This window comes from Chryseobacterium soli (assembly GCF_000737705.1).
GTDB lineage: Bacteria > Bacteroidota > Bacteroidia > Flavobacteriales > Weeksellaceae > Chryseobacterium > Chryseobacterium soli.
Genome location: NZ_JPRH01000016.1, coordinates 1 through 23,764, shown reverse-complemented (window position 1 = coordinate 23,764; position 23,764 = coordinate 1). Strand labels below are relative to the sequence as shown.

Annotated in this window: 21 protein-coding genes and 1 pseudogene; 13 read left to right on the top strand and 9 right to left on the bottom strand. The window is 30.5% G+C overall.

Annotated features, from left to right (window positions below):
- Positions 1–3 precede the first annotated feature (3 nt).
- Both IW15_RS21245 and IW15_RS21240 read left to right on the top strand, forming a co-directional pair.
- Positions 4–1,170: a sensor histidine kinase gene (locus tag IW15_RS21245; RefSeq protein WP_034715524.1), complete on the top strand. Its 1,167-nt coding sequence runs from the start codon at positions 4–6 to the stop codon at positions 1,168–1,170.
- A complete protein-coding gene (locus IW15_RS21240; protein WP_034715521.1) occupies positions 1,171–1,905 on the top strand; it encodes a LytR/AlgR family response regulator transcription factor in 735 nt (244 codons plus the stop codon).
- Here IW15_RS21240 and IW15_RS21235 read toward each other — a convergent pair.
- Positions 1,886–2,257 (bottom strand): hypothetical protein, encoded by a 372-nt coding sequence (locus IW15_RS21235; RefSeq protein ID WP_034715517.1) that lies wholly within the window; start codon positions 2,255–2,257, stop codon positions 1,886–1,888. The genes IW15_RS21240 and IW15_RS21235 overlap by 20 nt on opposite strands.
- 468 nt (positions 2,258–2,725) lie before the next feature.
- On the opposite strand from IW15_RS21235, the gene IW15_RS21230 reads away from it, so the two are divergent.
- The 3 genes from IW15_RS21230 (at position 2,726) to IW15_RS21220 (ending at position 6,280) form a co-directional block, all read left to right on the top strand.
- On the top strand, positions 2,726–3,709 hold the full coding sequence (locus IW15_RS21230; RefSeq protein ID WP_034715515.1) for a WG repeat-containing protein: 984 nt from the start codon (positions 2,726–2,728) through the stop codon (positions 3,707–3,709).
- Between the two features lie 180 nt (positions 3,710–3,889).
- Positions 3,890–5,185, top strand: coding sequence for a phage integrase SAM-like domain-containing protein (locus IW15_RS22250; RefSeq protein ID WP_051882280.1), 1,296 nt, complete (start codon positions 3,890–3,892; stop codon positions 5,183–5,185).
- A gap of 291 nt (positions 5,186–5,476) precedes the next feature.
- Positions 5,477–6,280, top strand: a complete 804-nt coding sequence (locus IW15_RS21220; protein WP_131368612.1) for a hypothetical protein — start codon at positions 5,477–5,479, stop codon at positions 6,278–6,280.
- Between the two features lie 72 nt (positions 6,281–6,352).
- On the opposite strand, the gene IW15_RS21215 is transcribed toward IW15_RS21220, so the two are convergent.
- Together IW15_RS21215 and IW15_RS21210 are read right to left on the bottom strand one after the other, a co-directional pair.
- Positions 6,353–8,185 carry an NACHT domain-containing protein gene (locus IW15_RS21215; protein WP_034715512.1) on the bottom strand — a complete coding sequence of 611 codons (1,833 nt, stop codon included), beginning with the start codon at positions 8,183–8,185 and terminating at the stop codon, positions 6,353–6,355.
- 31 nt (positions 8,186–8,216) lie between these two features.
- Entirely contained in the window at positions 8,217–9,095 is an 879-nt protein-coding gene (locus IW15_RS21210; protein WP_051882278.1) for a hypothetical protein, read from the bottom strand.
- A 259-nt stretch (positions 9,096–9,354) separates the two neighbouring features.
- Between IW15_RS21210 and IW15_RS21205 the strand changes: the two genes are divergently transcribed.
- From IW15_RS21205 to IW15_RS21185, 5 genes are all read left to right on the top strand, one after another.
- Positions 9,355–10,809 carry a hypothetical protein gene (locus IW15_RS21205; RefSeq protein WP_131368611.1) on the top strand — a complete coding sequence of 485 codons (1,455 nt, stop codon included), beginning with the start codon at positions 9,355–9,357 and terminating at the stop codon, positions 10,807–10,809.
- A complete protein-coding gene (locus IW15_RS21200) occupies positions 10,809–11,918 on the top strand; it encodes a hypothetical protein (protein ID WP_034715506.1) in 1,110 nt (369 codons plus the stop codon). The genes IW15_RS21205 and IW15_RS21200 overlap by 1 nt, the downstream gene beginning before the upstream one ends.
- 10 nt (positions 11,919–11,928) lie before the next feature.
- Positions 11,929–13,170, top strand: a complete 1,242-nt coding sequence (locus tag IW15_RS22245) for an RHS repeat-associated core domain-containing protein (RefSeq protein ID WP_051882273.1) — start codon at positions 11,929–11,931, stop codon at positions 13,168–13,170.
- Positions 13,160–13,648 (top strand): hypothetical protein, encoded by a 489-nt coding sequence (locus tag IW15_RS21190; RefSeq protein ID WP_034715503.1) that lies wholly within the window; start codon positions 13,160–13,162, stop codon positions 13,646–13,648. Before IW15_RS22245 ends, IW15_RS21190 begins: the two co-directional genes overlap by 11 nt.
- A 599-nt stretch (positions 13,649–14,247) precedes the next feature.
- Positions 14,248–14,682 (top strand): hypothetical protein, encoded by a 435-nt coding sequence (locus IW15_RS21185; RefSeq protein ID WP_131368610.1) that lies wholly within the window; start codon positions 14,248–14,250, stop codon positions 14,680–14,682.
- A 423-nt stretch (positions 14,683–15,105) separates the two neighbouring features.
- Here the strand turns inward: IW15_RS21185 and IW15_RS21180 are convergent, their stop codons facing one another.
- The 6 genes from IW15_RS21180 to IW15_RS21155 form a co-directional block, all read right to left on the bottom strand.
- Positions 15,106–15,612, bottom strand: a complete 507-nt coding sequence (locus tag IW15_RS21180) for a hypothetical protein (RefSeq protein ID WP_034715496.1) — start codon at positions 15,610–15,612, stop codon at positions 15,106–15,108.
- Between the two features lie 18 nt (positions 15,613–15,630).
- A complete protein-coding gene (locus IW15_RS21175; protein WP_034715494.1) occupies positions 15,631–15,996 on the bottom strand; it encodes a hypothetical protein in 366 nt (121 codons plus the stop codon).
- 12 nt (positions 15,997–16,008) lie between these two features.
- Complete coding sequence (locus IW15_RS21170; RefSeq protein ID WP_034715491.1) at positions 16,009–16,419, bottom strand: hypothetical protein; 411 nt, start codon at positions 16,417–16,419, stop codon at positions 16,009–16,011.
- A 340-nt stretch (positions 16,420–16,759) separates the two neighbouring features.
- Positions 16,760–18,607 (bottom strand): hypothetical protein, encoded by a 1,848-nt coding sequence (locus tag IW15_RS21165; protein ID WP_034715488.1) that lies wholly within the window; start codon positions 18,605–18,607, stop codon positions 16,760–16,762.
- 6 nt (positions 18,608–18,613) lie between these two features.
- The gene (locus IW15_RS21160) at positions 18,614–19,291 is read right to left on the bottom strand and encodes a recombinase family protein (RefSeq protein WP_228384415.1); all 678 of its coding nucleotides are present in this window, start codon (positions 19,289–19,291) and stop codon (positions 18,614–18,616) included.
- Positions 19,251–19,793, bottom strand: coding sequence for an antirestriction protein ArdA (locus tag IW15_RS21155; protein WP_034715484.1), 543 nt, complete (start codon positions 19,791–19,793; stop codon positions 19,251–19,253). The genes IW15_RS21160 and IW15_RS21155 overlap by 41 nt, the downstream gene beginning before the upstream one ends.
- A 405-nt stretch (positions 19,794–20,198) precedes the next feature.
- On the opposite strand from IW15_RS21155, the gene IW15_RS21145 reads away from it, so the two are divergent.
- The 3 genes and pseudogenes from IW15_RS21145 to IW15_RS21135 all read left to right on the top strand — a co-directional run.
- On the top strand, positions 20,199–21,491 hold the full coding sequence (locus tag IW15_RS21145) for a PIN domain-containing protein (protein ID WP_051882271.1): 1,293 nt from the start codon (positions 20,199–20,201) through the stop codon (positions 21,489–21,491).
- Positions 21,492–21,796: 305 nt separating this feature from the next.
- A complete protein-coding gene (locus tag IW15_RS21140) occupies positions 21,797–22,522 on the top strand; it encodes a hypothetical protein (RefSeq protein WP_034715478.1) in 726 nt (241 codons plus the stop codon).
- Positions 22,523–22,605: 83 nt separating this feature from the next.
- Positions 22,606–23,764: pseudogene (locus IW15_RS21135) on the top strand (AAA family ATPase); the annotation flags it as partial.

Sequence of the window (23,764 nt, the reverse complement as noted above, 5' to 3'; positions counted from 1 at the left end):
TTTATGTATCAGCCAAGTAACACGATAACTCCGTTTTTGGAGAAAATTTCAAAAGTAAACTTCGACAAATATTATACGCCTGGCGTTAAAATACTTTGTCATGCATTTATGTGGATTTTCTTTTCCTCATTGCTTTTCATGAATTATTGGGTAGAGTTGAAGCTTTCTTTTGATTCCAGTTTCTTGCTTACAGCCCGGGGAACAGTGAATAATATGGTGGTTTTTTACATATTTTTTTATGTCATTGTTCCGAAGATTTTCAAAAGCAATGTGCTGGGAGTTTTTTTGGTGTTGATCTGCCTTCCCATCTGTATTTATATCTGGCTTTCCGTTAATTACCTACAGTTTGTCGGGATGAATTATTTTGGAATAGAAATTAATAGTGGTCCGTTGCAGAATATTGTCAGCAGAAATGCTAAACAAACTGTTGCAGAAGCGCTGTCCTTTAAGAATGTTTTTGGAAATGCGATGCTTGTGATCTATTCTTTCTCACCTCCTTTCTTTGTGAAGATGCTCTTTGATATTACCAGGTTATTCAACAGGACTATTTATTTTCAGAAGCAGACCTCAGAACTGGAACTCCAAAACCTGAATATTGAAAAGGATTTTCTGAAAGCCCAACTGAATCCCCATTTCCTTTTTAATACCTTAAATAATCTGTACGGATTGGTCGTGAAAAAAGATCCGTCTGCCCCTGAAGCGATTATCAATATTTCAGATTTAATGGCCTATACCTTATATGAATCCAATACCGAGCAGGTGCCGCTGGAAAAAGAACTGGATTTTATCCGAAACTATTTTGCACTGGAAAAGATGAGGTATTCTGCAGATAAAGAAATTGAACTGAATATTTCTGCTCCCGAAGATCTTCAGCACATAATGATTGCTCCCTTGCTGACCTTTACCTTTATTGAAAACGGATTTAAATATGGGCTAAAGAGTTCAGACCGCAATTTTTTAATAATAAATATCAATTTTGTTAAAAATATTTTTTACTTTTCCATTGAAAATAATAAAGACACTAATATCCATAAAAACAGCCCCTTCGGAGGCATTGGAGTGAAAAACGTTGAAAAGAGACTAAATCTTCTCTATCCGGCTAATCATAACCTGAAAATAGAAGATAGAGAAAACAGCTTTTTCGTTTCGCTCTCAATAAATTTGACTTAGATGAACGAGAAATTAAAATGTATTGTTATTGATGATGAGCCTATTGGCAAGGAACTGATCGTAGATTTTGTAAAAACCATTCCTTTTTTAGACTTGCAGGCTTCCTATGAAGATTCTATGGAGGCATTGGCTTATCTTCAATCCAATGAAGTAGATATCATTTTCAGTGATATCCAGATGCCTAAAATTAATGGGATTGAGCTGATACGCTCACTGTCCAAGCAACCTTCCATTATATTTATTACAGCCCACAGAGACTTTGCTCTTGAGGGGTTTGAAGACGGGGTAGTGGATTATCTGGTGAAACCGGTAGCGTACAACCGTTTTTTGAAAGCGGTTAACAGAGCTAAAGAACGTATACAAAGTGCTGCGGCTCCTGCGAAAACAGAAACATCAAAGCCGAAAGAAACTGCTAAAGCGCCGGTAGACCGCATTTTTATTAAAGTCAATGGCAAGCTGGTAAAAGTCATTCTGTCTGACATCCTGTATGTGGAAGCATTAGGTGACTATCTTAAAATCGTTACCGATACAGAATCATTTACCACATTGGCCACTTTGAAATCCATGGAAGACCTTTTGGTTCCCCCGATATTTTTTAGAGTGCAGCGTTCTTTTATCGTAAAGCTTACCTCTATAAAATCTGTTTCCGGAAACGTCATTGAGCTGAATAACGGAAAAGCAATTACCATCGCTTCATCAAAAAAAGATGAAATGTTTAGTTTACTCGGAATATAGCTTCTGCTTTTGCATCCATAATTCTGCTGATCTCATCAACAAATTGACTGTAGATGATATGTTTGGTTAAAGTGCCTACACAAGGCAAATGTTCCTTTTCAAATAATTTAGTGATGACATCCTTGGAAAGCAGGGATGAAATAACGATGATGATAGAACCAAACCCTACTATTTCTTTAACGTAAGAAGATTCTATATTTCGGGTATCTACATCCCAAAAGATGATCTGCTGATCCGCTCCGTTCTCTGTATTTTCATGCAGTAACACTAAAAAAGGAGTTTGGATGATAAACTCCTTAAATTTAGTGTAAAGGAGTGGATTACTTGATATTATTTTACAGTTTACCCACATAAGCAAATATGAATTTAAAAAAATGATGAACTTATTGATATTGATGTAGGATTGGTTTCAAAACCTCCATCTTTAGATTTTAAAGAATAATTTTTGATAACTTTTTTTCTGATTACTAATTTCTTGTCTTGTGATTGAGTAGAGTTTTTCATGGTGTTTTAATTTATATGTCAAATTTGCAGCATATAACATTTTAAAACAATTTGCTTCGGTAGAATGAGTCATTTATCCGGTGAAATATGAATTAATACCGATGAAAGTTTTTGCAGTTTCTTCTTGAATGATTCGGAAGATGTTGAAGAAGGGAGAAGGTGATAAAATCCCTGACCTTTTTACTTTCCATGAAAATATTTAATTCCAGAGATAATGAAGAATGGTAAACTTACGTATTGATTACAATTTTATCATTGTTATTCAATCATGCGTATATTTGATTTTGTTCAGTATTGTATAAACAATTCGAAAAATATGAGACAAATTATTACAATTCTATTTATAGTATTTTCAGTTACTATATTTTCTCAAAATAAAATTGAGTTTGATAAATTTCCCTTTGATATTGAAGCGTTAAAAGATTTATCCTATAAAAAAGATTCAATAATGCCAAAATTTATTGGTGACAAATTTTATTATATCAATATAAATACAAATAAAAAAATATCTGAAGCTGGTTTTGTAGCTGCATATCCCTTTGTTGGCAGAAAATCAACAATAATAAAAATGGAAGATAATTTTGGGGTAATTGATATGAATGGTAATATATTAGTTAAACCGATTTACAAAGTATTTCAATTATGGCATACATCAATGCGTGAAAATTTTGTTGCTTTATGCCATATAAATAGTTGTTCTTCCTTTGATGTTTTCGATTTAGCTAAAGGTGATTATATTGTTCCAGGTCTGGGCTGTGCAGTACCTTATTTTGAAAGAGAAAGATTAATATCATTTAGAGGGAAAAATAATAAGTATGGTGTAAATGGGGTGGATGAAAACTATCAAAATCCCAAAACTGTTTTAAAACCTGTTTTTGATTCCATTTATGATATCAGAAGAAATTTAGTTATTGCCAAAAAAAATGGAAAAATAGGCATAGTAAATGGAAATAATAAAACGATATTACCCTTTACATACGACAAAATTATCCTTTCAAACGAGATACCTAATCTTATTGGTTTAAAAATCAATTCAATTTGGGAATATTATGATTTATCCGATAAACTAGGTTTGATTTTAAAAAGTAAATATGAATGTAAAAATATTGGTGAAATCATCATAAATAATGGTTTTGGAATTTATAAAGTAAATGATAAATACAATATTTTATTTAACGATGGGACTTCATTAAATAATAACTATGATTGGATTTCCAATAAAGGTACAATTGCAATAGACAATAATAAAGTTTATATATTCGGAAACGAAAAAATACCTTTTCTATATTACGAAAAATAAAAAAACCATATAAATCATTGATTTATATGGTTTTAAGTGGAGTTGGAGGGATTCGAACCCTCGTCCAAACAAGCAATACATAAGATTTCTACATGCCCGAAGACAAAACAGACCCATTGTTTTAGGCTTATCTTTTAGAGTTCGGATACAATTTTGGGAACAATTTTGAATCGAAAATTTATGGCATCAGTTAGTTTTTTTAACAGAGGGAAAGTTGAAAACAAGTATAGTACAGTTTGGGTACGATTAAGAGATAAGGAGGTGGATGTAAAAGTACCTCTATCTCACTTAAAGTGTAAACCAAAGGATTGGAAAAATGGAAAATGTGTAATAAGTTCACGGAATGTAAGCAATGAATTGGTTGAATTAAACATTGAGCTAATTAGAATTGAGACAAAAATAATTTCGGAATACATAAGTTATAAACCTGAAATGGATTTAAAGGGTTGGCTTGAAGCTACTATCTATCCTGAAAAAGTTATTTCAGAAAAGATAGAACCGCAGTTAAACAACATACTTTCGTTTATTGATGACTACATTAATCTAAAGAAAGATACTGTAAGTGAGTCAACCATTAAGAAAGCAAACGTAGTTAAACAGTTGATAAAGCGTTATTGTGATGACCTAACAGCTAGGAAGAAAACTTTTAAACAATTGAAGTTTTCTGATTTAGATAATTCTTTTAGGGTGGATTTTGAAAAGTATTGTCTTCGGGAGAACTATAAGACATCTACAACTTATCGAAATCTTAAATTTTTGAAAATGATTTGTAAGGTTGCAGAGTCTTTTGATATAGAAGTACATAAACATGCTCTTTTGTGGAAGTTTGATATAGAAAAAGCATCAAGAAATGTCCCGAAATCTGTCTATCTTAATTTTGATGAGCTTGATAAAATAGAAAGAACGGAGATGCCAAGTGAATACTTGGATAATGCCAGGGATTGGTTGTTGATAGCTTGCTATACAGGACAGAGGGTTAGTGATTATTTGAGGTTCAATTCCAGTATGATTGTACAAGATGATGAGAATCAATCTTACATAGAGTTTAATCAAGTCAAAACGGGAACTAAGATGCAAATTCCACTACTACAAAAAGTACAAAATATTTTGTTGAAAAGAGGAGGTGAATTTCCACGCAAGATTTCTGATGTAAATCTTAATCTATATATTAAAGATGTTTGTGAACTAGCTGGTATAGATGAGGTTCTGTACAATGGCAAGGTTCTGACAATTGAGAGAGAGGGTTTGTCAAGAATCACTAGGAAGGTTTTTGGTAACTATCCAAAGTATCAACTTGTAACTTCTCACATTGGAAGAAAAAGCTTTGCTACGAACTTCTATGAAAAGATTCCTATTACTTACTTGTTAAATTTTACAGGACATAAAACAGAGAGACAACTTCTTACATACATAAGTAAAACAGATGTGGAGAAAGCGAAATCAACTGCGAAAATTTTTAAAAGTCTTGGATTTTAACAGGTTTACACCAAGCTAACAAATTACTAATAAATAATATTTTCATACTTTTAATACACCTATTTAATAGTCAGTTTTTTATGACTATTTATAGGAAGTTACAGGCTATAGATTGATAGTCAAGTTATAATATGAAACCTTTTTGAATTGCTTAAGATTTGAAATCGAGGGAAAAATGGAGCTCTTAGATTGTTCAGTCTATAACTCTTCCTAAGAAGAAAAAACATAAGTTGTTGAATCCATATTAGATTTCGTGGAAGAATTAGTGTAAATTATGAAATAGTTACTGTGTTGGAAGATAGAAGATTAAATTGGGTTAAATCGGTTTACCCTGACTTTAGTGACAAGAAACATTTTTATGAAAATGTTTATAAACCTGAAGACTTTATTTATAGAGATTTCTTTATTGAGCAGCCAAAGCGATATAAAAGCAAAATTAATCCTCAACGTATTGTCGGAATCAGCTATGGATTTGCTTACAATTGTTACAGGAAAATAAACTGGCATCAGCTTTTAAATGAACTACACAGATTTGAAAGAATTATGAAAAACTTTAGTTCAAGGGAAGATATTATAGATAATCATATCCTCCGTAAGTATGATGAAGATACTGAAGGAAAAAATGTCCTTAAATTCGGTAGTCATTATTTTACCACTTCAGGTCAGCATAGGCTTTGTTTAGCTAAGTTTTTGGAATTAGAAAGTGTTGAGGTGGAGGTAACTGAATTTAAATTAGATAGAGCAAGAATCGTTAGATTTAAAAGGTTAAAGACTGGTATTGAAAAGTTACGTAAATACAAATTGATTGAATACTACACATTTGATGACTTGGTAAAAGCATCTGAATTCGAAAATCTTTACTTAAACAATTTTTCAACAATTTTCAGAATTCGCATTGCTCTTTTAGCTAAGTTTATTGAGTACTACGAAAAGTTTTATATTTTTAAACCATTGGCTAGGCTACAATTAATTTTTGCAAGCCACCTATACCCGAATCGGATTAATGAAACAGTTGATATCTTTGAAGAAGAAGATTTCAAAAGGGCTAACTTTTCAATAATAAAACACAAAAGTAATTTAATGGTTCAAATGTAATTGTTAGAATATCAGAGGTTTTAAAAAATACATCTTAAAATCTATTTTTGGGGAAAATATTCCATTTTTCTCTTATATGTCAAGTAAATCAGTTGTACCTTTTTGTTCTGAGATTATATAATTTTCAAAATGTTTAAGCCTCTGATTAAATTTATCATAATAGGATGTACATGCTGATATTATTAAGGAATCTTCAAAAAAGTTGATAACAGTTGGATTGGTTAAATCTGATTGTGAGATTTTGCATATAGTGATATTTTCATCATCATATTCATTTGTTTCCGATTTTTCCTCAAGTAGTAAATTAAATTCCATTGAATCCTTTAATGTTGCATTCACTACACTAAAACTAACATCAGGATGATTATTTTCAATCAAAAAATCAATTATAGGATTATTTAGACTTGCTATTCCTTCTAAATGAAATGAATTCTCATCACTTGTTAAATGGCTATTTGTGAATAGTAATTCATAATCTAGAAGTTTAAAGATTTCATTTGTCTTTTCAAACTTATCATTTCTGTCCCTATTAAAATCAAAATTTGGGTTGTCAAATATTAGCAACTTTAAGAAAATTATATTATCTAGTTCGAAACATAAATTATAAAAATTTGAATTGCCTCCGTATGATTTTTCAACCATTGTTCCAATTTTCTTCGTAAAGACCTCTTTTTTTTGGTTGTAATCTAGAGATTTTATTAATAGTGCTGCAAAGTATTCTTGTAATGATTTATGGGGGAAAGTATATTCGGTACCATCTTTAATTAACATTGATAATGATACACTTAAATCATAAATTACTTTTTCTAAATCTGGCTTACCTTCAATTTTATTAGCGATAATTCTTTGAATGTTACTTGTTAAATAGTTTAAATCAAAACTATAAGAGCCTTCAAACAGAGAAATATAAGAAAACCAACATAAGATTTTTTCCAGTTCTTCATTTTTTAATCCTGATTGCCTTTCATGTTGCCATCCTCCAGCTTTTGAAAAAGAATCATGTCTAGTGCATAATGTATCAAAAACATTCCAGTAAAACTTACTTCGTTGTTTAGGAAGCTCGGGATAGTTTTTAAAAGTAAAGATAAACATTGACAGAAGTAGTGGACTTGATAAGTAATGTTTAAAATCTTTATTTACAGGATTTTCAATTTCTTCTTGAATTTTTTTTCCTAATTGCCTATCATATTTATCTAGTTGTAGTTTCACAAATTTCTTAATGTCAGTGCTTTTTAAAGCCCCAATTGAATAATTATCGAACCTTTGTAAGGATTCAACTCCAGCTCCGGGACGTGATGTAATTAAAAATTTATTATTACTATATTTATCTACAAACTGCTCTATGTCACGGGTAATTTTCTCCTTGTTTTGTGAGAATATTTCATCGTAGCCATCTATTATAAAGATGAAATTGCCTTCACTTAGAATTTTTTCAGTTATCTTATCACTAGGTGAAATATTATTATTTGTGATAATTTTTGTAACTAACTCTTCAATGGTGGTTTCATATGTATTTAGCTGTCTTAGCTCAATCATTATAGGTACTGATTTACTACTTTCAACACAAGACATGAATATATGTTTCGTGAGCATGCTCTTACCACTACCAGCATTACCAGAAATGGTTATATATTTTTTTTCTTCAATTAATTCAATTACATCCTTTACAGGTTTTTTGAAAGGTGTAATAATTGAAACGGGATAAAAGACTTCATAGAACGGAACTCTTGTATCTCTGTGAATGAATGTTTTAATCTTAGAGAATTTGTCCAAGTAGTTATCAATATATTCAATAAGACCATTCTGATAAATGAATATATACTCATCGCCATACTCCTTGGCTTTTTTAAAGAGAGGTTCTTTAAGAGCATTTATTAAGGCTATCCCAGCAGTAGCAAATCCCATAATTATTTATAAGTTTAATTGAAATATTTTATTAAGGCATGACCGTGTTATTTGCAAATTTTTCTAAAGTACTTAGTGAAGGTGGTATAATTCCGTTTTCCTTATATACTCCACTAATGTATTGTTTTAATTTAATAGCATGTTCAGAAGGTGTCATAACCATTAAATCGTGACTTTCTGCAAACTTTTTTGAGAGAGCACTAAGGCTAAAATCTTTGTCATTAGCCCATGTATGTCTTGCATAAGTAATTTCATTAGAAGAGTTGTTTGCTTTGTTAATTTTAATATTTTGAATTGATTCTTGTAACTCATCAAGTCTTTCTAAGATAAATTCATTTGGTGAAACATCTTTAGTGTGCAATTCTTTAATAACAAACTTTCCGAAATCTTGTAAGTACATTGAGTGATTAGGTTCTTGTGATTTTTCAAATGTTGCAGTTAATTTAGAACGTAAATCCTTTTTAAACTGTTCAATTGATGAAAAACGTAAATCCTTTCGGTAGTTAATGTGTTCCACAGGACTCGTATCGAATGAATATCCTGTCTCATCATCTTTTATAATTACTGCCGCTTTATCGAAAGCAAATCTTAACCCTAGTTCAAACATCACGTTAGGGTTTTTCGAACTTACATCACAGATTATTATATCATCATCAAAAACGTTCTGTACAATAGTTTTCTGGATAACACGTACGTCTTCGCTTTCACTAACCAGCCTTGTTCTAAATCCTGCATCTTCAGCCACTGAAGTTATAATTTTTTTAACTTCTTTCCAGTGTCCTGTGGGATAGCCGTCTGTATCAGCGATTGGCATAATTAAACCACAGACTGGACGCTTGTCTTCATTCTGACTGTTAGCTTTCTCTTGTGCATTATTATCATTTTTTAATTCGTCACTTTTTTTGGTCATGGTTAAATGTTTATAAAACAAATATAACAAAAATACTTATGTAAGATTCTTATAGATGAAAAGTAAGCAGAATGAAATTAAGAATTCTCATCATATAATTTTCATAATAATTTAAAACAAATTTTAATGTGACAAGTTTTGTCGTTACCCCTATCTAGCTTTGGCTAAAATTAAGTTTAAGACAGGCAGTAATTTTCACAATCAATTGAATTTTTGTAAATTTACGAACCTTTAATAAGCACAAGAAAAAAGAGTATTTATGATGAAAAGACTACAAGTTTTCCCTTTGTTGTGTATCAATATATGTGTATTTGGACAGATTCCAAATTTTCCAACTACCTCTACACCCAGCGCAAGTAGTATTCAAAATTACTCTAATCAAAGCTATAGTAACCCAGCAAGGTCAAATGTTCCCTCAGTTCCTTATGGTGGTTTATACAATCAAAGAAATTCACAGATAGACCAGCAAAATATGAGAATGGTTCAGGAGGATTTTAAAAGGGTTGCTAAGGAACAGGAACTTACAACTAAACAGGAAGAATACACAAGATTACAAGCCACAGAAGATTCTTATTACAATTTACCCTCTTTATCAGGAAAAGAAGGCACACAAGCCTATTATGATGCTTACAATCAATTAGCCTCACTTAATACTGACAACTACACAGTAAGTCAAGCCAATTTCATTGTGGAAAATGCTTACTACGGGGGCAAACAAAATTTTAATCAATTTAAATCTGGAATTCAGAAAACTGCAAAGCAACTTTTGCAGAAAATGAAAGAAAGAAAAGAGGACATAGAAAGTAACACAGATAAAAATCTAATGATATTTGAATACTTCTCTAAAGACATGAAGCTGGGAGGAGTTCAACATAAAGCCTACAAATATGATTTTGAGGATTATATGGGACAAAAAGACCATTCCAAGATGTTTGTCGCCAAACTGTTAAAAACAGGTTCAGGACAATGCCACTCTATGCCTTTATTATATCTGATGTTAGCAGAAGAAATGAACACAGAAGCCTCTTTAGCCTATGCACCTAATCATACTTATATCAAGTTTTTAGATGAAGAGGGAGAGTGGCAAAATGCAGAGCTTACGAATGGCATTTTTACTGCCAATTCTTTAATACTGGAATCAGGTTATATAAAATCAGAAGCTTTACAAAATGACATCTACATGAAAAGCCTGAGTAAAAAAGAACTTTTAGCACAGTTCTATGCAGATTTAGCCAATGGTTATGCTCATAAGTACGGTATGGATGAGTTTGTGGGAAAATCTTTGGATAAAGCACTTGAATACTCACCCAATAACATTTATGCCAATCAACTTAAATCCATGTATCAACAGGCAAGATTGACTTATGTAGCCAATCAATTAGGAATTAAAGACCTTGAAAACCCAGAGGAACTCCAAAACATTAGATTTTATCCTAAAGCACGGGCTTTACTACAGGAAGCAAAAGCCCAATTTAACAATATTGATAACTTAGGATTTGTGATGATGCCAGAGGGAGCTTACGAGCAATGGTTAGGTAATATGAAAGGTGAAGCCAACAGACAGAAAAGTGAGGCTCTTGCTGAAAGAATGAGACAGATTAATGCTGAAAAGCAAAAGCAGAAAGAACAGGAAGCCCAGAAACAAAAGAAAAAAGAATCCCAGCAGTCTAAGGAGAAAGCCCAGTATTTCCCTATAGACCCAAAACACTTATAATGAAAAGACATTTACCATATAGAACCTTATTCCTATCCATGCTATTTGTGTGGCTGAGTACTGGAATAGCTAAGGCACAAAATAACCAGTTTTATAACGAAGCCTACCAGACCATAGACAACATGCTGAATGATAAACAGCAATACAGCTTCAAAGAGGCTGTTTTTAGTGTGGAAAATGCTTACTATCAAGGTAAGTTAGATACAGATAAATTAAATCGAGAAATAGCCTTTTTAAAAGGCTTTGCTAATGCTATTGTTCAGAGCAGGGATTTAACCTATAAACTTTCAGACAGAGACAAAGTAAGCAAGTATGCAGCAGTCTATTCCATCATGTGCCAGACCTTACCCATTGCTATTAAAGATACGGTAATCCAGTACAAACCTTTCAACTATGATTTTGAGGATGTGTTCGGACATAAAGACATTACCAATTTATTTGTATCTAAACTTCTGGCTACCAAAAAAGGAAATTGTAATTCTATGCCTTATCTGTACAAGATTTTAGCTGAGGAATTGGGAGTAGAAGCTAATCTGGCATTAGCACCCAACCATGTTTATATCAAACATCAAATCAAGTCTGATGGATGGTACAATACAGAGCTTACGAGTGGGATATTTCCACAAGATTCGTGGTTAATGGCTTCGGGGTTCATTCACTTAGATGCCATTAAAAATGGGGTGTTTATGAAGGCACTGAACAATAAAGAAAGTCTTGCTTTATGCTTGTTTGATTTAGCACAGGCATACAACAGAAATTTTCCTGACAATGATGGTGAGTTTGTACTAAAAACTGTAAACAGAGCCTTAGAAGTTTACCCAAACTTTTCTAAAGCCCTTATCTTAAAAGCTGAAACACACAAAGCACAGTTTGAAAAATTAATGGATAAACAGAATTTGAGTTCCACCAATCCTGAAAACATAAAAAAGGCTCAACAAGACCCAAAAGCTAAAGAACTGATGGGGCTAATGACTAAAGAATATACTCACATTTATGCGATTGGTTTCAGGCAGATGCCAGAGGAAATGTATCTGGATTGGCTAACTTCTTTAAAAACAGAAAGAGAAAAATACGAGAATAAAAAATTATTAAATAACTTTACGAAATAACCAAATGACTATGAAAAGAATTGTATTGACTGCTTTTATACTTGTTGCAGGATTTACACAGGCACAAGTAAAAAGTAAGCCCCAGACTAAACCAAAGGCAGAGAAACCATACATCAACCCTGTAAAGCTGACTAAAGAAGAAAGAAACAGACCCTACATGGATGAGGTTTTAAAATCCAGAGACCCTTTAACTCCAGAGGAAGCAGAAAGGAGAAGAAAGAACATTGAGGCTGGAAATCCCTTTAAGAAATATGGCTACTATCCAAAAGTAGCTACTTTGAGTAAAGGAAAGTATTTAGAGTTCCATGACAAGGATTCTATTGTAAGTATTGGTTCTGTAAGATTCAACAGAAAGACCAAAGAGATTGTTGAGTTCAGAGAAATAGATTTGAGTGACCCAGATGCACAACCCTACTTAGATACCTCAGGAAGATGGTTTTCTCCTGACCCTTTGAGTGAGGAATATTCAAGTTGGTCACCTTATAACATGGTGTTAAATAACCCTATAAGTAACATTGACCCTGATGGCAGACAAGTTTTTACAGATTACAAATTATCATTAGATGGTAATGTTACTAGGAAAGACCCTAATGATGGAAGTGAAAATAGGAGTGATGACAGGTTATTTGCAACAGATAAGAAGGGGAATGTTACAAATACAGCTCCAGTTGTAGTAGATAAAGCCAAACCAAGTGATGGAAGTGTCATTAGTGATTTGAGTCAAGCTACTGGCTATTTAGGAGGTATGAGACCAATAAAAGATGGTACAGTTTCAGCAGGCTACACAAATAATGTCAATGATGCTGTAAACGTATATAATTTTCTTAATAATAATACTACTGATGGAATTGAATTTGGATTGGGAAGGTTTTCAAGAGGTGGAAGTTCAGAAAATTATTTAATTACCACTCAACACTCTATAGATAACAACACCAAAGGGTTTAATTTTATGACACAATATATTGGAGGCTATGACAATTTAATTTCATTTTATCATAATCATGATGGTTATGGAGGTGCAAATCCTGACAAAATTGGAAATCAATGGGGAGCAGACCAAGACACAAGGAGAACTATACATGGGGCAACTTTAAAGAATAGTAGTATGTTATCAAGATTCTTTACTGTACATGAAGGATTGGGAAATAGGATAATTGAGTATAATCGAAATGGGCAAAAGAATACAGGATTAAAAATGACACCAGCTAATGTAAAAAGTTTTAATAAAATAAATTACTACAATGTTAAATAAATCATTTTTATTAATCTTAATAGTTATGCTGACTCAGAGTTGTAGAAAGAATTCAGAAAAAAACCTTTTAGAAAAAAAAGTTTTTAGTACTGTAGATTCAATGTCATCGAGTTTTCCAAAGGAATATCCAGTAAATCTATTTACGGTAACCCATCAAAGATTAAAGAATAAAGATTACATTAAGATTTCTACAGCAGAGTTTTTCAATAAAGATTCAGTTTCAAGTATTAAATTTAATAATCAAAAACTCATAGTCTATTATTCAAAAAACTTTTTTGAACAGAAACAAGAAAGCTTGGGTTCTTATAAGGATTTTGAATACACTTCAAATACCATATCTCTTTATCATTCAAGATATGTGGTTTTTGAAGTTTTGAGAGATAATATATACAGAAACATTCCTCTGGAAAAAAGTATTGAAATGAAATTATTTGATTTTGGAGATAGGTATATACCAGAGCCAGCACCAACTAAATAAGCGATATTTGTTCCTCGGTTCGAAGTGATTTTTATTAGAATGTTACAGAATTTACACCTGAATTTGTGTGCATTTTTGGTGTCAAAAAACAGTAAAAAAAGAACTAAATTTCAATCTTCCATTTGTTTTCAATAAAATACGTTTGACATTTTACATTGGAAAAGCCAGTCAAATTGACCAGTGTTTTTTGGAGTAAATTGACCACTCATTTCAGTTCAAATTGACCACCTAGTATCTGGGTTAAATTTGCAATAAAATACTACAATTGTTTTGCGTGTGCTTTTAGGGCTGGTAGTGGATAAAGTTTAAAATCTGATTTTTTTTCTTATGAATTATCTCTAGGTGAATTTCAGAGTTTTATTAAATCAGGTTTTGAAAAGACTGATAAAAAACTCTTTTGAAAAACAATAGTTGCTTTTAAAGGCGATAATAAAGATTGGGGCACTGACTTGAACCATGCTGCTACGTACCTTGGGACTTCTAAAAATGGAACAGAATGAACTATTTTGTAAATCCAAAAATTGAGACTACAGATGCTTTGAAAAAATAATATGGGAATAAAGTTGGATATTGGAATAAAACTAAGTAAAATTAGCTCTATGAAAATCATTTACATTCTAAGATTTATATTTATTGGATTACTTTTTTTAAACTTCATAGCTCATTGCTATGTAAATATTTCCATTAATAAATTTTTTATTGATTCCACTAACTTGATAATTATTCTATTAATTGTTTCTTTATTAATAGAAAAACCTCTCTTTTCTGTAATCTTATTTCTATATGCTGTAGCTGTATGTTTATTAAATTTTTCTTCAATGTTTATGTCAAAAAAAGCTGTTGAGAAAATTTATTATAATATGTTTTTAGGATTGGAACTGTCATCATATATTCGTATTAATATTATTAATAAATATTGGTTAGTCAATCCAATAATGAATCTTTCTTTTTATTTGGCTGGTTATATTGTTTTTTTGGAAATTCCATTTAGACAATATAAAAAGAATCTTTTTCCATTTAATAGAAAATCATAAGCAAAAACCTCTTAATTATGTAGTTTGAGTTTAAAATTAGATGAAAATCCAATTTGCTATTTGTTTTCAATAAAACACTAAAAATCATATGTTTGATGTGTTTAATATTGAATAAATTGTCTTACGAGGGTAAAATAGTAAAACTTCTCTCAAAAAATGGGAGAAGTTGTTGTTTTATGAAATACAGTAAAATGCTTACACCTTGATTTTTCTTTATTTTTTCAACATTAAAAAGTGATGACAAATAGGTGAAATTTCAATCTGCCTTTTGTAATGAGAAGTGTGATGAATATCAGTAACTTAAATTAAAAACAAAGCCCCTAAGTCGTTACGAATATGCTAATATCAAAATTTCGTCTAAAAATGAGGAAATTATTTTTTCTGAAAATAGCCTAGACGGGCTACGTCTGTTTCTTGTCTTATTTAAGAAATTGCTTTTTCTGTAACAGTAACTATATAATTCGGTTCCGTTTCAGCAATCATCAATGATTCATTGAAGTATCTCTCATATATACAATTTAATGGATTGGCATTTATAAATCCTTTTATTTCATTATCAGTGACTAATTCATAAATTCTGGTTTCCACAATATTACCGTAATTATCACCTATAATCTCTAATAGATTTGGGTTAAGGAAATATGTAATATTATATCTACCCCTTTTATCATTGTTCAATGAGATTTCACAAAACGGTGTTACGAAATGATAAAGTTTGCCTTCATGACTAAGTCTATTCTTAGTAAAATTACCTTCAATTCTGATTCTCAATTTTTCATTTTCTAAAAAGCCTTGAATTAGAATTAATAACCGTCTAGTGTTCCAGAATGTCCTATTCAAATTATTGTTTGATACTTGAGCTTCTCTTGGGTCAGATTTAAGCACTTTAGGAAATAACCAACTATTCACTTTATCATAAACTCTTTTCAATATTGCTTTGATTTTAGATTAATATTTAAGCACAATTTTAATCCTTGTTACAGGGTTTATGAGTGTCAACTGTTGAAAATCTTTTAAAAGGTATGCTGGTTGCTTGTTTTCAGCAATAAGGCTGACCTTTACTTCATCACCATAAATGTAAGGCACTTCAATAGCATCAAATGTCAATTTATTGCCATTTTGAAACTCAAAGAAAATCTTTACAGCATTGGTTTCATAGTAATTCATGATAACCTTTACTTTATCATAATCACGTCCCATTAATCGTTCGGTATCAACATTATACTGCTCCTGACGGTTATAATTTCCTAATACAACAGATTTAATAGGTTCATAACCAGTAATCTGTTTTAGCTTGTTAAAGAAATTTTTCATAGTAAAATTATTTTATTCTTTATCCAGATAAACAGGAGGAATTGTATTGCCTACCCATTGAATACGTGTATCACTGATTTTCTTGAATTTGTATTGTCCATTAGAACCACCAGTAGTGATAGTAAACTCATAGTAAAGGTCAGAAATTTGTTCATTTACCTTTGCTGTTTGTCCTGTGGCTGCTGTCTGAGTTAAAATTGCTTTGTAACTTGTGTAAGGAGTTACTAAAATGAAATCATCCGAAGAAAATTTAAAGTAAGCAGAATTGCTTCCAGAGATTTTCCAACTACCTTGAATCCATGCAGGAGGGTGGAAATATTGGGTGGTTACTGGATTGTTTTGCTGTGGTGTTGAATCATCATCGTTGCCAGAACAGTTAACGAAAGAAACAGCAATTATAGCTGTAAGAAATAAATTTTTCATATAAATTGAATTTTATTGTTTATAGTCATTGAGGTATAAACAACAAAAAAAGCAAGTGGGTTCTCACATGCTCTAGTCTTGTTGGCTCGGCAAAGCCATATCACATAAAACAGGATAGCCACTTGCCATAGAACATGACAAGTGTGCTAAACTATTTGCATTTTGTGATAAGGTTGAATTTTGCCGATTCACAAGACAAAAGCAAAAGTTTACACTTTTATTTTTTCGTTGAAGTAAGGAACAAAGATATTAATTCAATCTGAAACTTTCAATTCTATTTCTTGTAAAATAGCTTTTTGATTTTTCCAATATGATAAATATCCTTTTATTTGTTGATATATTATTCTAACTCAATTTTGGGGCAATTCCCAAATCTCGAAATAAATGCTTCTTCCAATTTTAACTTAGAAATATCAATATTTTTTTCTTGTACAGCAATGCAATCATGAATTGTGAACGTTTTAATTTTTTGCTTTATTAAGCCTCTTGCAACAGTATCAACAATTATATCAGCCTCTAAATCGAATAACTCATTTGTAATAATTGTGTGGTCTCCTTTTTTCTCTTCACGTATCAAATCATATAAGATTGGGAACAAAGATTTAAATACTTTTTGTTCCTCTATATAATGATTGTTTCTTGCATAAAGCATTGAAATGAAAAGTTTTTTTGTTAAAGCTCTATCTTGTTTATATAACCCATTGTAATCTTCGTTGAATTCTTCTTCATATTTGAGAGTCCATTTACTTAAACCTGTATTATTCTTGAACGGGTCAATAAAATGGTCGTATATAATTCCCTTAATAGTGAGTGTGTTGAAGTTTGTAACTTCTTTATCCATAAGGCTTTTAAAGGTTTTCGTCGAGATATAGTTAGAGTATAACTTTTCTTTTGAGTTAATCTCTTCTGCTGAGGTGAAACTTTTAAAGCTTTCAGTATAAAGTGTAGCCAAATTGGAATTATCATTTAAATCCTTTGATTTACTATAACTATTTGAATACAGATTACTTTTGGGAATCCAGTTACCTTTAGTTGTCTTATGAAACCTTTGGCTGTGATTTGTAACTTGTGAATCTTGTTGAACAGAGGGATGAAATTTTTTATTAAATTGATGAGAATGGCTATAACTATACTGAAATAAACTTTTAGGTTTATCTAAAGAAAAGTATTCGCTATAGCCCTGTTTTGATAAATAACCACCTGTAATAAAACTTCCTGTTGGTTTTTGTGGAAATAACATACCATACTTTTCAACAAAATATTTTTCTATCCAATTGGTATATAAATAGTCTTTTGTCGTGTAGCTTATATTTAATTCGTATTTAGTTTTGAAATCCAAGCAGTTTTTAAGTCTTTCAATTCTTTTTTGATTTATATTGGCTATTTTAATTAAATGTTGTGATAATAGGTAAGGAAACATATTTTTCACATCTAACTGTTGCAGCTTTTCACCCTCATAATAAAGTAAATTTCTTATGTTTTTATTTAAATTAGTCATAGGTGAGTAAAACCTACCAGAAGGTTTTCTTTCGTAATATTTCTTTTTTCTAGTAAAGCTATATTCACCATTTAGAAATTTCTTCAATTGTTTTAAGGAACCATGATATGCTGAATATTTTTTATCTGAATTATGTGGAATATTATCAAAATATTTACTAAATAATATATTTTCAGCCAGTTTAAAATCAATTGAAAATTTAGTTTTATCAAAAAGATTATAAAATGTTTCCTCACATTTTTTTGTATAAGAGTTATTAAAGTAATTATCAAATTTAACTGACTTTGTAGGATTAAATACAACTAAATTTAATCTTTTAAATAAGTGGAATGATGTAAATCCATAACCGAAAGTTTCTCCTTTCTTATCTATGCTATAAGGACTTCTTGTTGAAAGAATTTTTTCGTCATATAAAAAACCATAATAGGTTGTATAATCATTTCCTAGTAATTTTTTCAATTCACCACTGTGAATATTCCCTTTTTTATGAGAAGTATATTTACTTTTATCAAAATTATACTTAACAGTCTTTGTAACTACTAAGCTTATAAAAGATAGTAATTTGTTAGTATCTATTTTTTTGTTGTAAGATGTAGCAGAATTAATAAGCTCCTCAACATTAATAGTTGCAGGAATTAAAAAGATTATCTCGTTTTGGGAAAGGGCTCTTGGTATTGTATTTTCAGTCATTACTTTTTAATTTAAAATCTTTTTTACTTTTTGTACAGTCCCTAGACTAACATTACACAGTTTAGCTGTATTTCTTAAAGATTGACCTTTCTTTAGATATTTGACAACCTCTTTATATTTATCCAAAACCTCTTCGTCTGTTTCTTTCGAGCCTAATTCGCGACCTTTGTAAACTCCCTTTGCTTTTGCTAATGCAATTCCCTCTCTCTGTCTTTCTAATAGCGTATTCCGTTCCATTTCAGCGATGTTCCCCATAACCGATATAATCAATTTAAAAGCAGAATTAGGCTTATTATTGACTAAACTTTTTAATCCAAGATTATCAACTTCTAAAACAATTTTCTTTTCATTTAGAAGCTCTAAAGTGGTTAAAATATCAAATAGATTTCTTCCCAATCGGTCTATGGAATGCACACTTATATAGTCTATTAAACCATCTTCTATGTCTTCGAGCATTTTTTTTCCCTCTGGTCTTTGGCTGAATGGCGTAGCTCCACTAATGGTGTCAATGTAGAGTTTTTCATCGGGGTGGTTCTTTTGTAACTGTCTTTGTGTGTTTTGATTTCCTGTGGAAATCCTTACATATCTTGCTTTCATTTGATTAAGGTTTAAAGCACCCTGATAACAGGGTGCAAGGTTGTTGTTAATTCCTAAAATAGTACCCGTTTGAGGTTGAATAATCATACATTAGATGCCTTGCTGTAGAAGTCCAGTCAATGTAAATGTATGAGGGTAAATTTTCGGGAATGCTACCATCTTGTTCTAACATTTCCTGAACGAAATTTTCATCTGAATCAAATTTACCATAATAAGAATCTGAAAGACTCTCCAAAAGGTCTTCCACCTCCTTATGGTAGTTGCTCATGCACTCCGCATAAGCTTCTATAACCTCGAAATCATAGTCTGAACTGTCGATTTGTTCGGCTACCTCGTAAATGTCCTTTGAAATATAGCTTTCACTTATTAAGCCTTGATTGATAAAGAATTCTGGGGTTTCATAATCCTGAAACATAAATTCGGGGTCTTCTTCATCAGAGTGCAATTCATACATTGCAGTAATTAATTCGTCATAATCTGAATAATCCGAAAGATTTAGCCATTTTCCGTACAAACTTGAATTGTTGTACTTGCGATACGTTCCCACATAAATGCAGGCACTTTGAAGACAATGTTGTAACTTTGCCATAGTCGATAATTTTAGTAACGTTAAAATTTATTGATTTGCCTTGTTGTGTACCACCACACCAAGGCTTTTTTATTAATTCAAATATACACATTTTTTTTAAATATACCAAATTTAGGATAGGTCTTTTTGATATATTTTAAAACTTTTATAACATCTTTTGAACAAAGCTTTTCTGTGTCAAGTTTAGACTTTAGTCTAAAAATATTACTAACATAAAAATAAATTTCAAAAAAAATATAAATGATACTTTTTGCAAAACCCACAACAAAAATCTGAATTTATAAATGGGGGTATAGGAAAAAAGGAGGAAGAAGGGGGGGATTGTTTTCTATATCACTACTGTTGTAACATAAATTTGAGATATTTCATTATATTTATCGTGAATAACCTATAAATTTTCTTAAAATGAGCGGTGATAAAGATATATTTATCATAAATAAAATTTTTCCAAACGCAAAAGATATCTTTGCTGTCTCTGGAAGACCTACTACTGAAATAAAAAATGATTGCTTATTTATATTTGATACAAACTCTTTGATACTACCTTATACAACAAGTTCAGAAAGCCTTGATGAAATAAAAAAAGTGTATACAAAAATTATTAAAGAAAAGAGATTTTTTATTCCTGGGCAAGTTGCCAGAGAGTTTGCTAAAATACGACCTGAGAAAATTAAAGAAGTTTTTCAACAATTAACAAAAAGTAGAAATAGTATACCAGTATTAGGGATTGGCAAATATCCTTTATTAGATGGCATAAAAGATTATGATGAGCTGTCTGAGAAAGAGAAGGAAATTAATTCTTTAGTAAAAGATTATGCAAAACAACTGGGAAAACTTATTGAACATGTTAAGGAGTGGTCTTGGAATGACCCAGTAAGTCAGCTTTACAAATCTTTGTTTACCGATGAAGTAATCTATGATATTGAATTGGATGAAGAGAAAATAAAGGAACAACTGGAGTATAGATATGAAAATAAAATTCCTCCTGGATATGAAGATAAAAACAAAGGGGATGGAGGAATAGGTGATTTATTAATTTGGTTTACAATTCTAGAGTTAGCGGAAAAGTATAAAAAAGATATAGTTTTTATATCTGGTGATGAAAAGAAAGACTGGTTTTACCAAGTTGACAAGCAAAGTTTGTATCCTAAATTCGAATTAATAGCAGAGTTCAGAGGTAAGGCACCAGGTAGGTCATTCCATATTTTAAAACTTTCTGAACTTCTAGAAATGTTTGGTGTAGATAAAAAAGTGGTTAAGGAATTCGAATTTGAGGAACAAGAAACTCTTATTTCAGATTCATTTCTCCCTAATAAATCTGATATTCAATCTAAAGTTGAAGATTGGGTGAAAAACAACTATAAATTCAAGTATTTTGTCAAGTCTGATAATGGTTTCCCAGATATGGTAATCATGAATGAAATCGGACAGGGTAAGATAGGAATTGAAATAATAGAATTTAGAAGTTTGGGTAGTCTTTCATCTAAATTAACAAGAATATTAAAAAAGATTATTGAATCTACAACTATTTATGAAAGATTTGTTTTTATTATAGTTTACGACAATTCGTTAATGATGGACGTGGTACTTACTAGCCTAAATTTATTAAAATCAATGCTTTTAACTAGTGATGTAAATTTTGAGATAATTCCTGGACATATCAGAAAAGATAAGTTCGAAAAAATTCTCCAATCGTAGTTGAATTTTAAAGTATGACTCTATTAACTCTATTGTTGCGTTATATTCTATAGAAGTTTTCAAATCATCGTTTGGAGCTCCAATTCTTTAGTATTAGGGCTTCCCGCAAATTCCCATATTTCAATTATTTCGGACCATTTGATTTTATCAGGTTTATAAAATATATTGTTATAATTTGCTAGTGTCAAATTTACCGAGATATAAAATGATTTAATTTACGGGTTTCCATAATTTTATGTTATTGACAGTTTGTATATTGAGTGCTGATAAAAATAGTATATTGCATATAAACAAACTAATAGCCAATGTCTCAAAAGAATAATTATCCAAGAGGTTCTGAATGGAATCGTTGGGAGCTACATATTCATACTCCAGAAACTAAAAAGCAAGACCATTTTATAGGTTCAACACCTGATGAAAAATGGACAAACTATATTCAAAGTATAAATAGTTATAGTTCAGAAATTAAAACTATAGCAATAACCGATTATTTATGCATTGACAATTATTTCAAGTTCAAAAAATATTTTAATAATAAAAGTATTACTAAGACATTCGATTTAATTCTTCCAAATGTTGAATTACGAATTTCACCTGTTACACACAAGAATAATCCAATTAATATACATTGTATATTTAATCCTAAAATTGATAGTAGATTAAATGACAAGTTTTTTGCTAAACTTAAATTTGACTATCAAGATGTAGGTTATTCAGCTACAAAACAAAGTTTAATAGATTTTGGCAAAAAACATTTAGGTTCATTTTACAAAGATGATAATCAAGCTCTAATAAGAGGTATTGAACAATATGTGATACCTTTTGAAAATCTAAAAAAGGTTTTCAATGAGGACAAGGAATTACGTGAAAATACAATTATTGTAGTTGCAGGTGGAAGCACAGATGGAGTCAGTGGCTTAAATGGTCATTTCGAACTATTAGAAGGTGAAAAATTCAATCAATTAGATGCAACAAAACAAATATTTATTTCTTTTGTGATGCTTTATTTTCATCAAATCCTGGTGATGTAAAATATTTTATTGGTGAAAAAAGAAATCAAAAAGGAGATATTATAGATGATGAGATTACTATAAAGGAAAAATTTGGCAAATTAATGCCCTGCTTTCATGGTTCAGATGCTCATTGGAATGATAAAATATTTGAGCCTGATGATAAAAAGTATTGCTGGATAAAAGCTAGTCCTACGTTTGAGGGATTGAAACTTGCTTTATATGAGCCTAAATCCAGAGTGTATATCGGCGAAGAGCCTAGTGTAATAAAAAAAGTTAAAGAAAATAAAAACAAATACATTGACAAATTAGAATTATACAGTATAAATAATTATGATAATTCAAAAGGTATTTGGTTTGATAATCAAACAATTGAACTAAATAAAGAATTAGTAACAATAGTTGGTAATAAAGGTATGGGTAAAAGTGCTATTACTGATATAATTGGATTATGTTGTGACACCAGTACATATAATAACTTTTCTTTTTTAACCAATAAAAAATTCTTGAAAGATAATATTGCTTCAAACTTTGAAGCTAAGCTTTTTTTTGAAGCTCCAAATGATGTTATTGTAAAAAGGCTTAATGAAAAAGTAAATAGTAATTTAGAGGAAAGGGTAAAATATTTACCACAAAGTTATTTTGAAAAACTATGCTCAAGCATTGACAGCAATAAAGAATTTCAAGAGGAACTTGAAAATGTTGTTTTCAGTCACTTAGACCCGCTTATCAGAAATAATAAGCTAAACTTTCAAAGCTTTATTGAAGAAGAAAAAAAAATAATCTCAAACGAAGTTAAGAGATATATTTTAGAGCTTGAAGAGGTAAATTTTAAATTAGTAAAATTACAGGAAAAGGAAACTAAAAAGTATTTGGAAAATTTAAATAGTCAAATATTACTTAAATCCAAAGAAATAATAAGTCATTGGGGAAATAAACCTATAAAACCTGAATTTGAAAATGGCATAGACATAACACAAGAAGAGAATATTAAACATCAACAATTAGAGATAATTAAGAATAATTTAAATGCCTATACAAGAGAATTAAATCAAAAAAATGAAAAATTCTCAATTTTGAATAATCAACTTGCAGAATTAAACTTAATTAAACAAAGTATTGAATTGGAATTTAATAGAATTATTGAATTTAGGAATTCGTTGAATAATAAGATTAACAATTTTAATATTGATATTAACATTATTTTTCCATTGCCAATTATTCAGACACAACCAATTATTCAACAAATAAGTTCTATTGAAC

What these genes read in the sequence shown, in the direction of transcription:
- IW15_RS21245 (WP_034715524.1), top strand. Translation starts at nt 4, where the DNA reads ATGTATCAGCCAAGTAACACGATAACTCCGTTTTTGGAGAAAATTTCA.
- IW15_RS21240 (WP_034715521.1), top strand. Translation starts at nt 1,171, where the DNA reads ATGAACGAGAAATTAAAATGTATTGTTATTGATGATGAGCCTATTGGC.
- IW15_RS21235 (WP_034715517.1), bottom strand. Translation starts at nt 2,257, where the DNA reads ATGTGGGTAAACTGTAAAATAATATCAAGTAATCCACTCCTTTACACT.
- IW15_RS21230 (WP_034715515.1), top strand. Translation starts at nt 2,726, where the DNA reads ATGAGACAAATTATTACAATTCTATTTATAGTATTTTCAGTTACTATA.
- IW15_RS22250 (WP_051882280.1), top strand. Translation starts at nt 3,890, where the DNA reads ATGGCATCAGTTAGTTTTTTTAACAGAGGGAAAGTTGAAAACAAGTAT.
- IW15_RS21215 (WP_034715512.1), bottom strand. Translation starts at nt 8,185, where the DNA reads ATGGGATTTGCTACTGCTGGGATAGCCTTAATAAATGCTCTTAAAGAA.
- IW15_RS21210 (WP_051882278.1), bottom strand. Translation starts at nt 9,095, where the DNA reads ATGACCAAAAAAAGTGACGAATTAAAAAATGATAATAATGCACAAGAG.
- IW15_RS21205 (WP_131368611.1), top strand. Translation starts at nt 9,355, where the DNA reads ATGATGAAAAGACTACAAGTTTTCCCTTTGTTGTGTATCAATATATGT.
- IW15_RS21200 (WP_034715506.1), top strand. Translation starts at nt 10,809, where the DNA reads ATGAAAAGACATTTACCATATAGAACCTTATTCCTATCCATGCTATTT.
- IW15_RS22245 (WP_051882273.1), top strand. Translation starts at nt 11,929, where the DNA reads ATGAAAAGAATTGTATTGACTGCTTTTATACTTGTTGCAGGATTTACA.
- IW15_RS21190 (WP_034715503.1), top strand. Translation starts at nt 13,160, where the DNA reads ATGTTAAATAAATCATTTTTATTAATCTTAATAGTTATGCTGACTCAG.
- IW15_RS21185 (WP_131368610.1), top strand. Translation starts at nt 14,248, where the DNA reads ATGAAAATCATTTACATTCTAAGATTTATATTTATTGGATTACTTTTT.
- IW15_RS21175 (WP_034715494.1), bottom strand. Translation starts at nt 15,996, where the DNA reads ATGAAAAATTTCTTTAACAAGCTAAAACAGATTACTGGTTATGAACCT.
- IW15_RS21170 (WP_034715491.1), bottom strand. Translation starts at nt 16,419, where the DNA reads ATGAAAAATTTATTTCTTACAGCTATAATTGCTGTTTCTTTCGTTAAC.
- IW15_RS21165 (WP_034715488.1), bottom strand. Translation starts at nt 18,607, where the DNA reads ATGACTGAAAATACAATACCAAGAGCCCTTTCCCAAAACGAGATAATC.
- IW15_RS21160 (WP_228384415.1), bottom strand. Translation starts at nt 19,291, where the DNA reads ATGATTATTCAACCTCAAACGGGTACTATTTTAGGAATTAACAACAAC.
- IW15_RS21155 (WP_034715484.1), bottom strand. Translation starts at nt 19,793, where the DNA reads ATGGCAAAGTTACAACATTGTCTTCAAAGTGCCTGCATTTATGTGGGA.
- IW15_RS21145 (WP_051882271.1), top strand. Translation starts at nt 20,199, where the DNA reads ATGAGCGGTGATAAAGATATATTTATCATAAATAAAATTTTTCCAAAC.
- IW15_RS21140 (WP_034715478.1), top strand. Translation starts at nt 21,797, where the DNA reads ATGTCTCAAAAGAATAATTATCCAAGAGGTTCTGAATGGAATCGTTGG.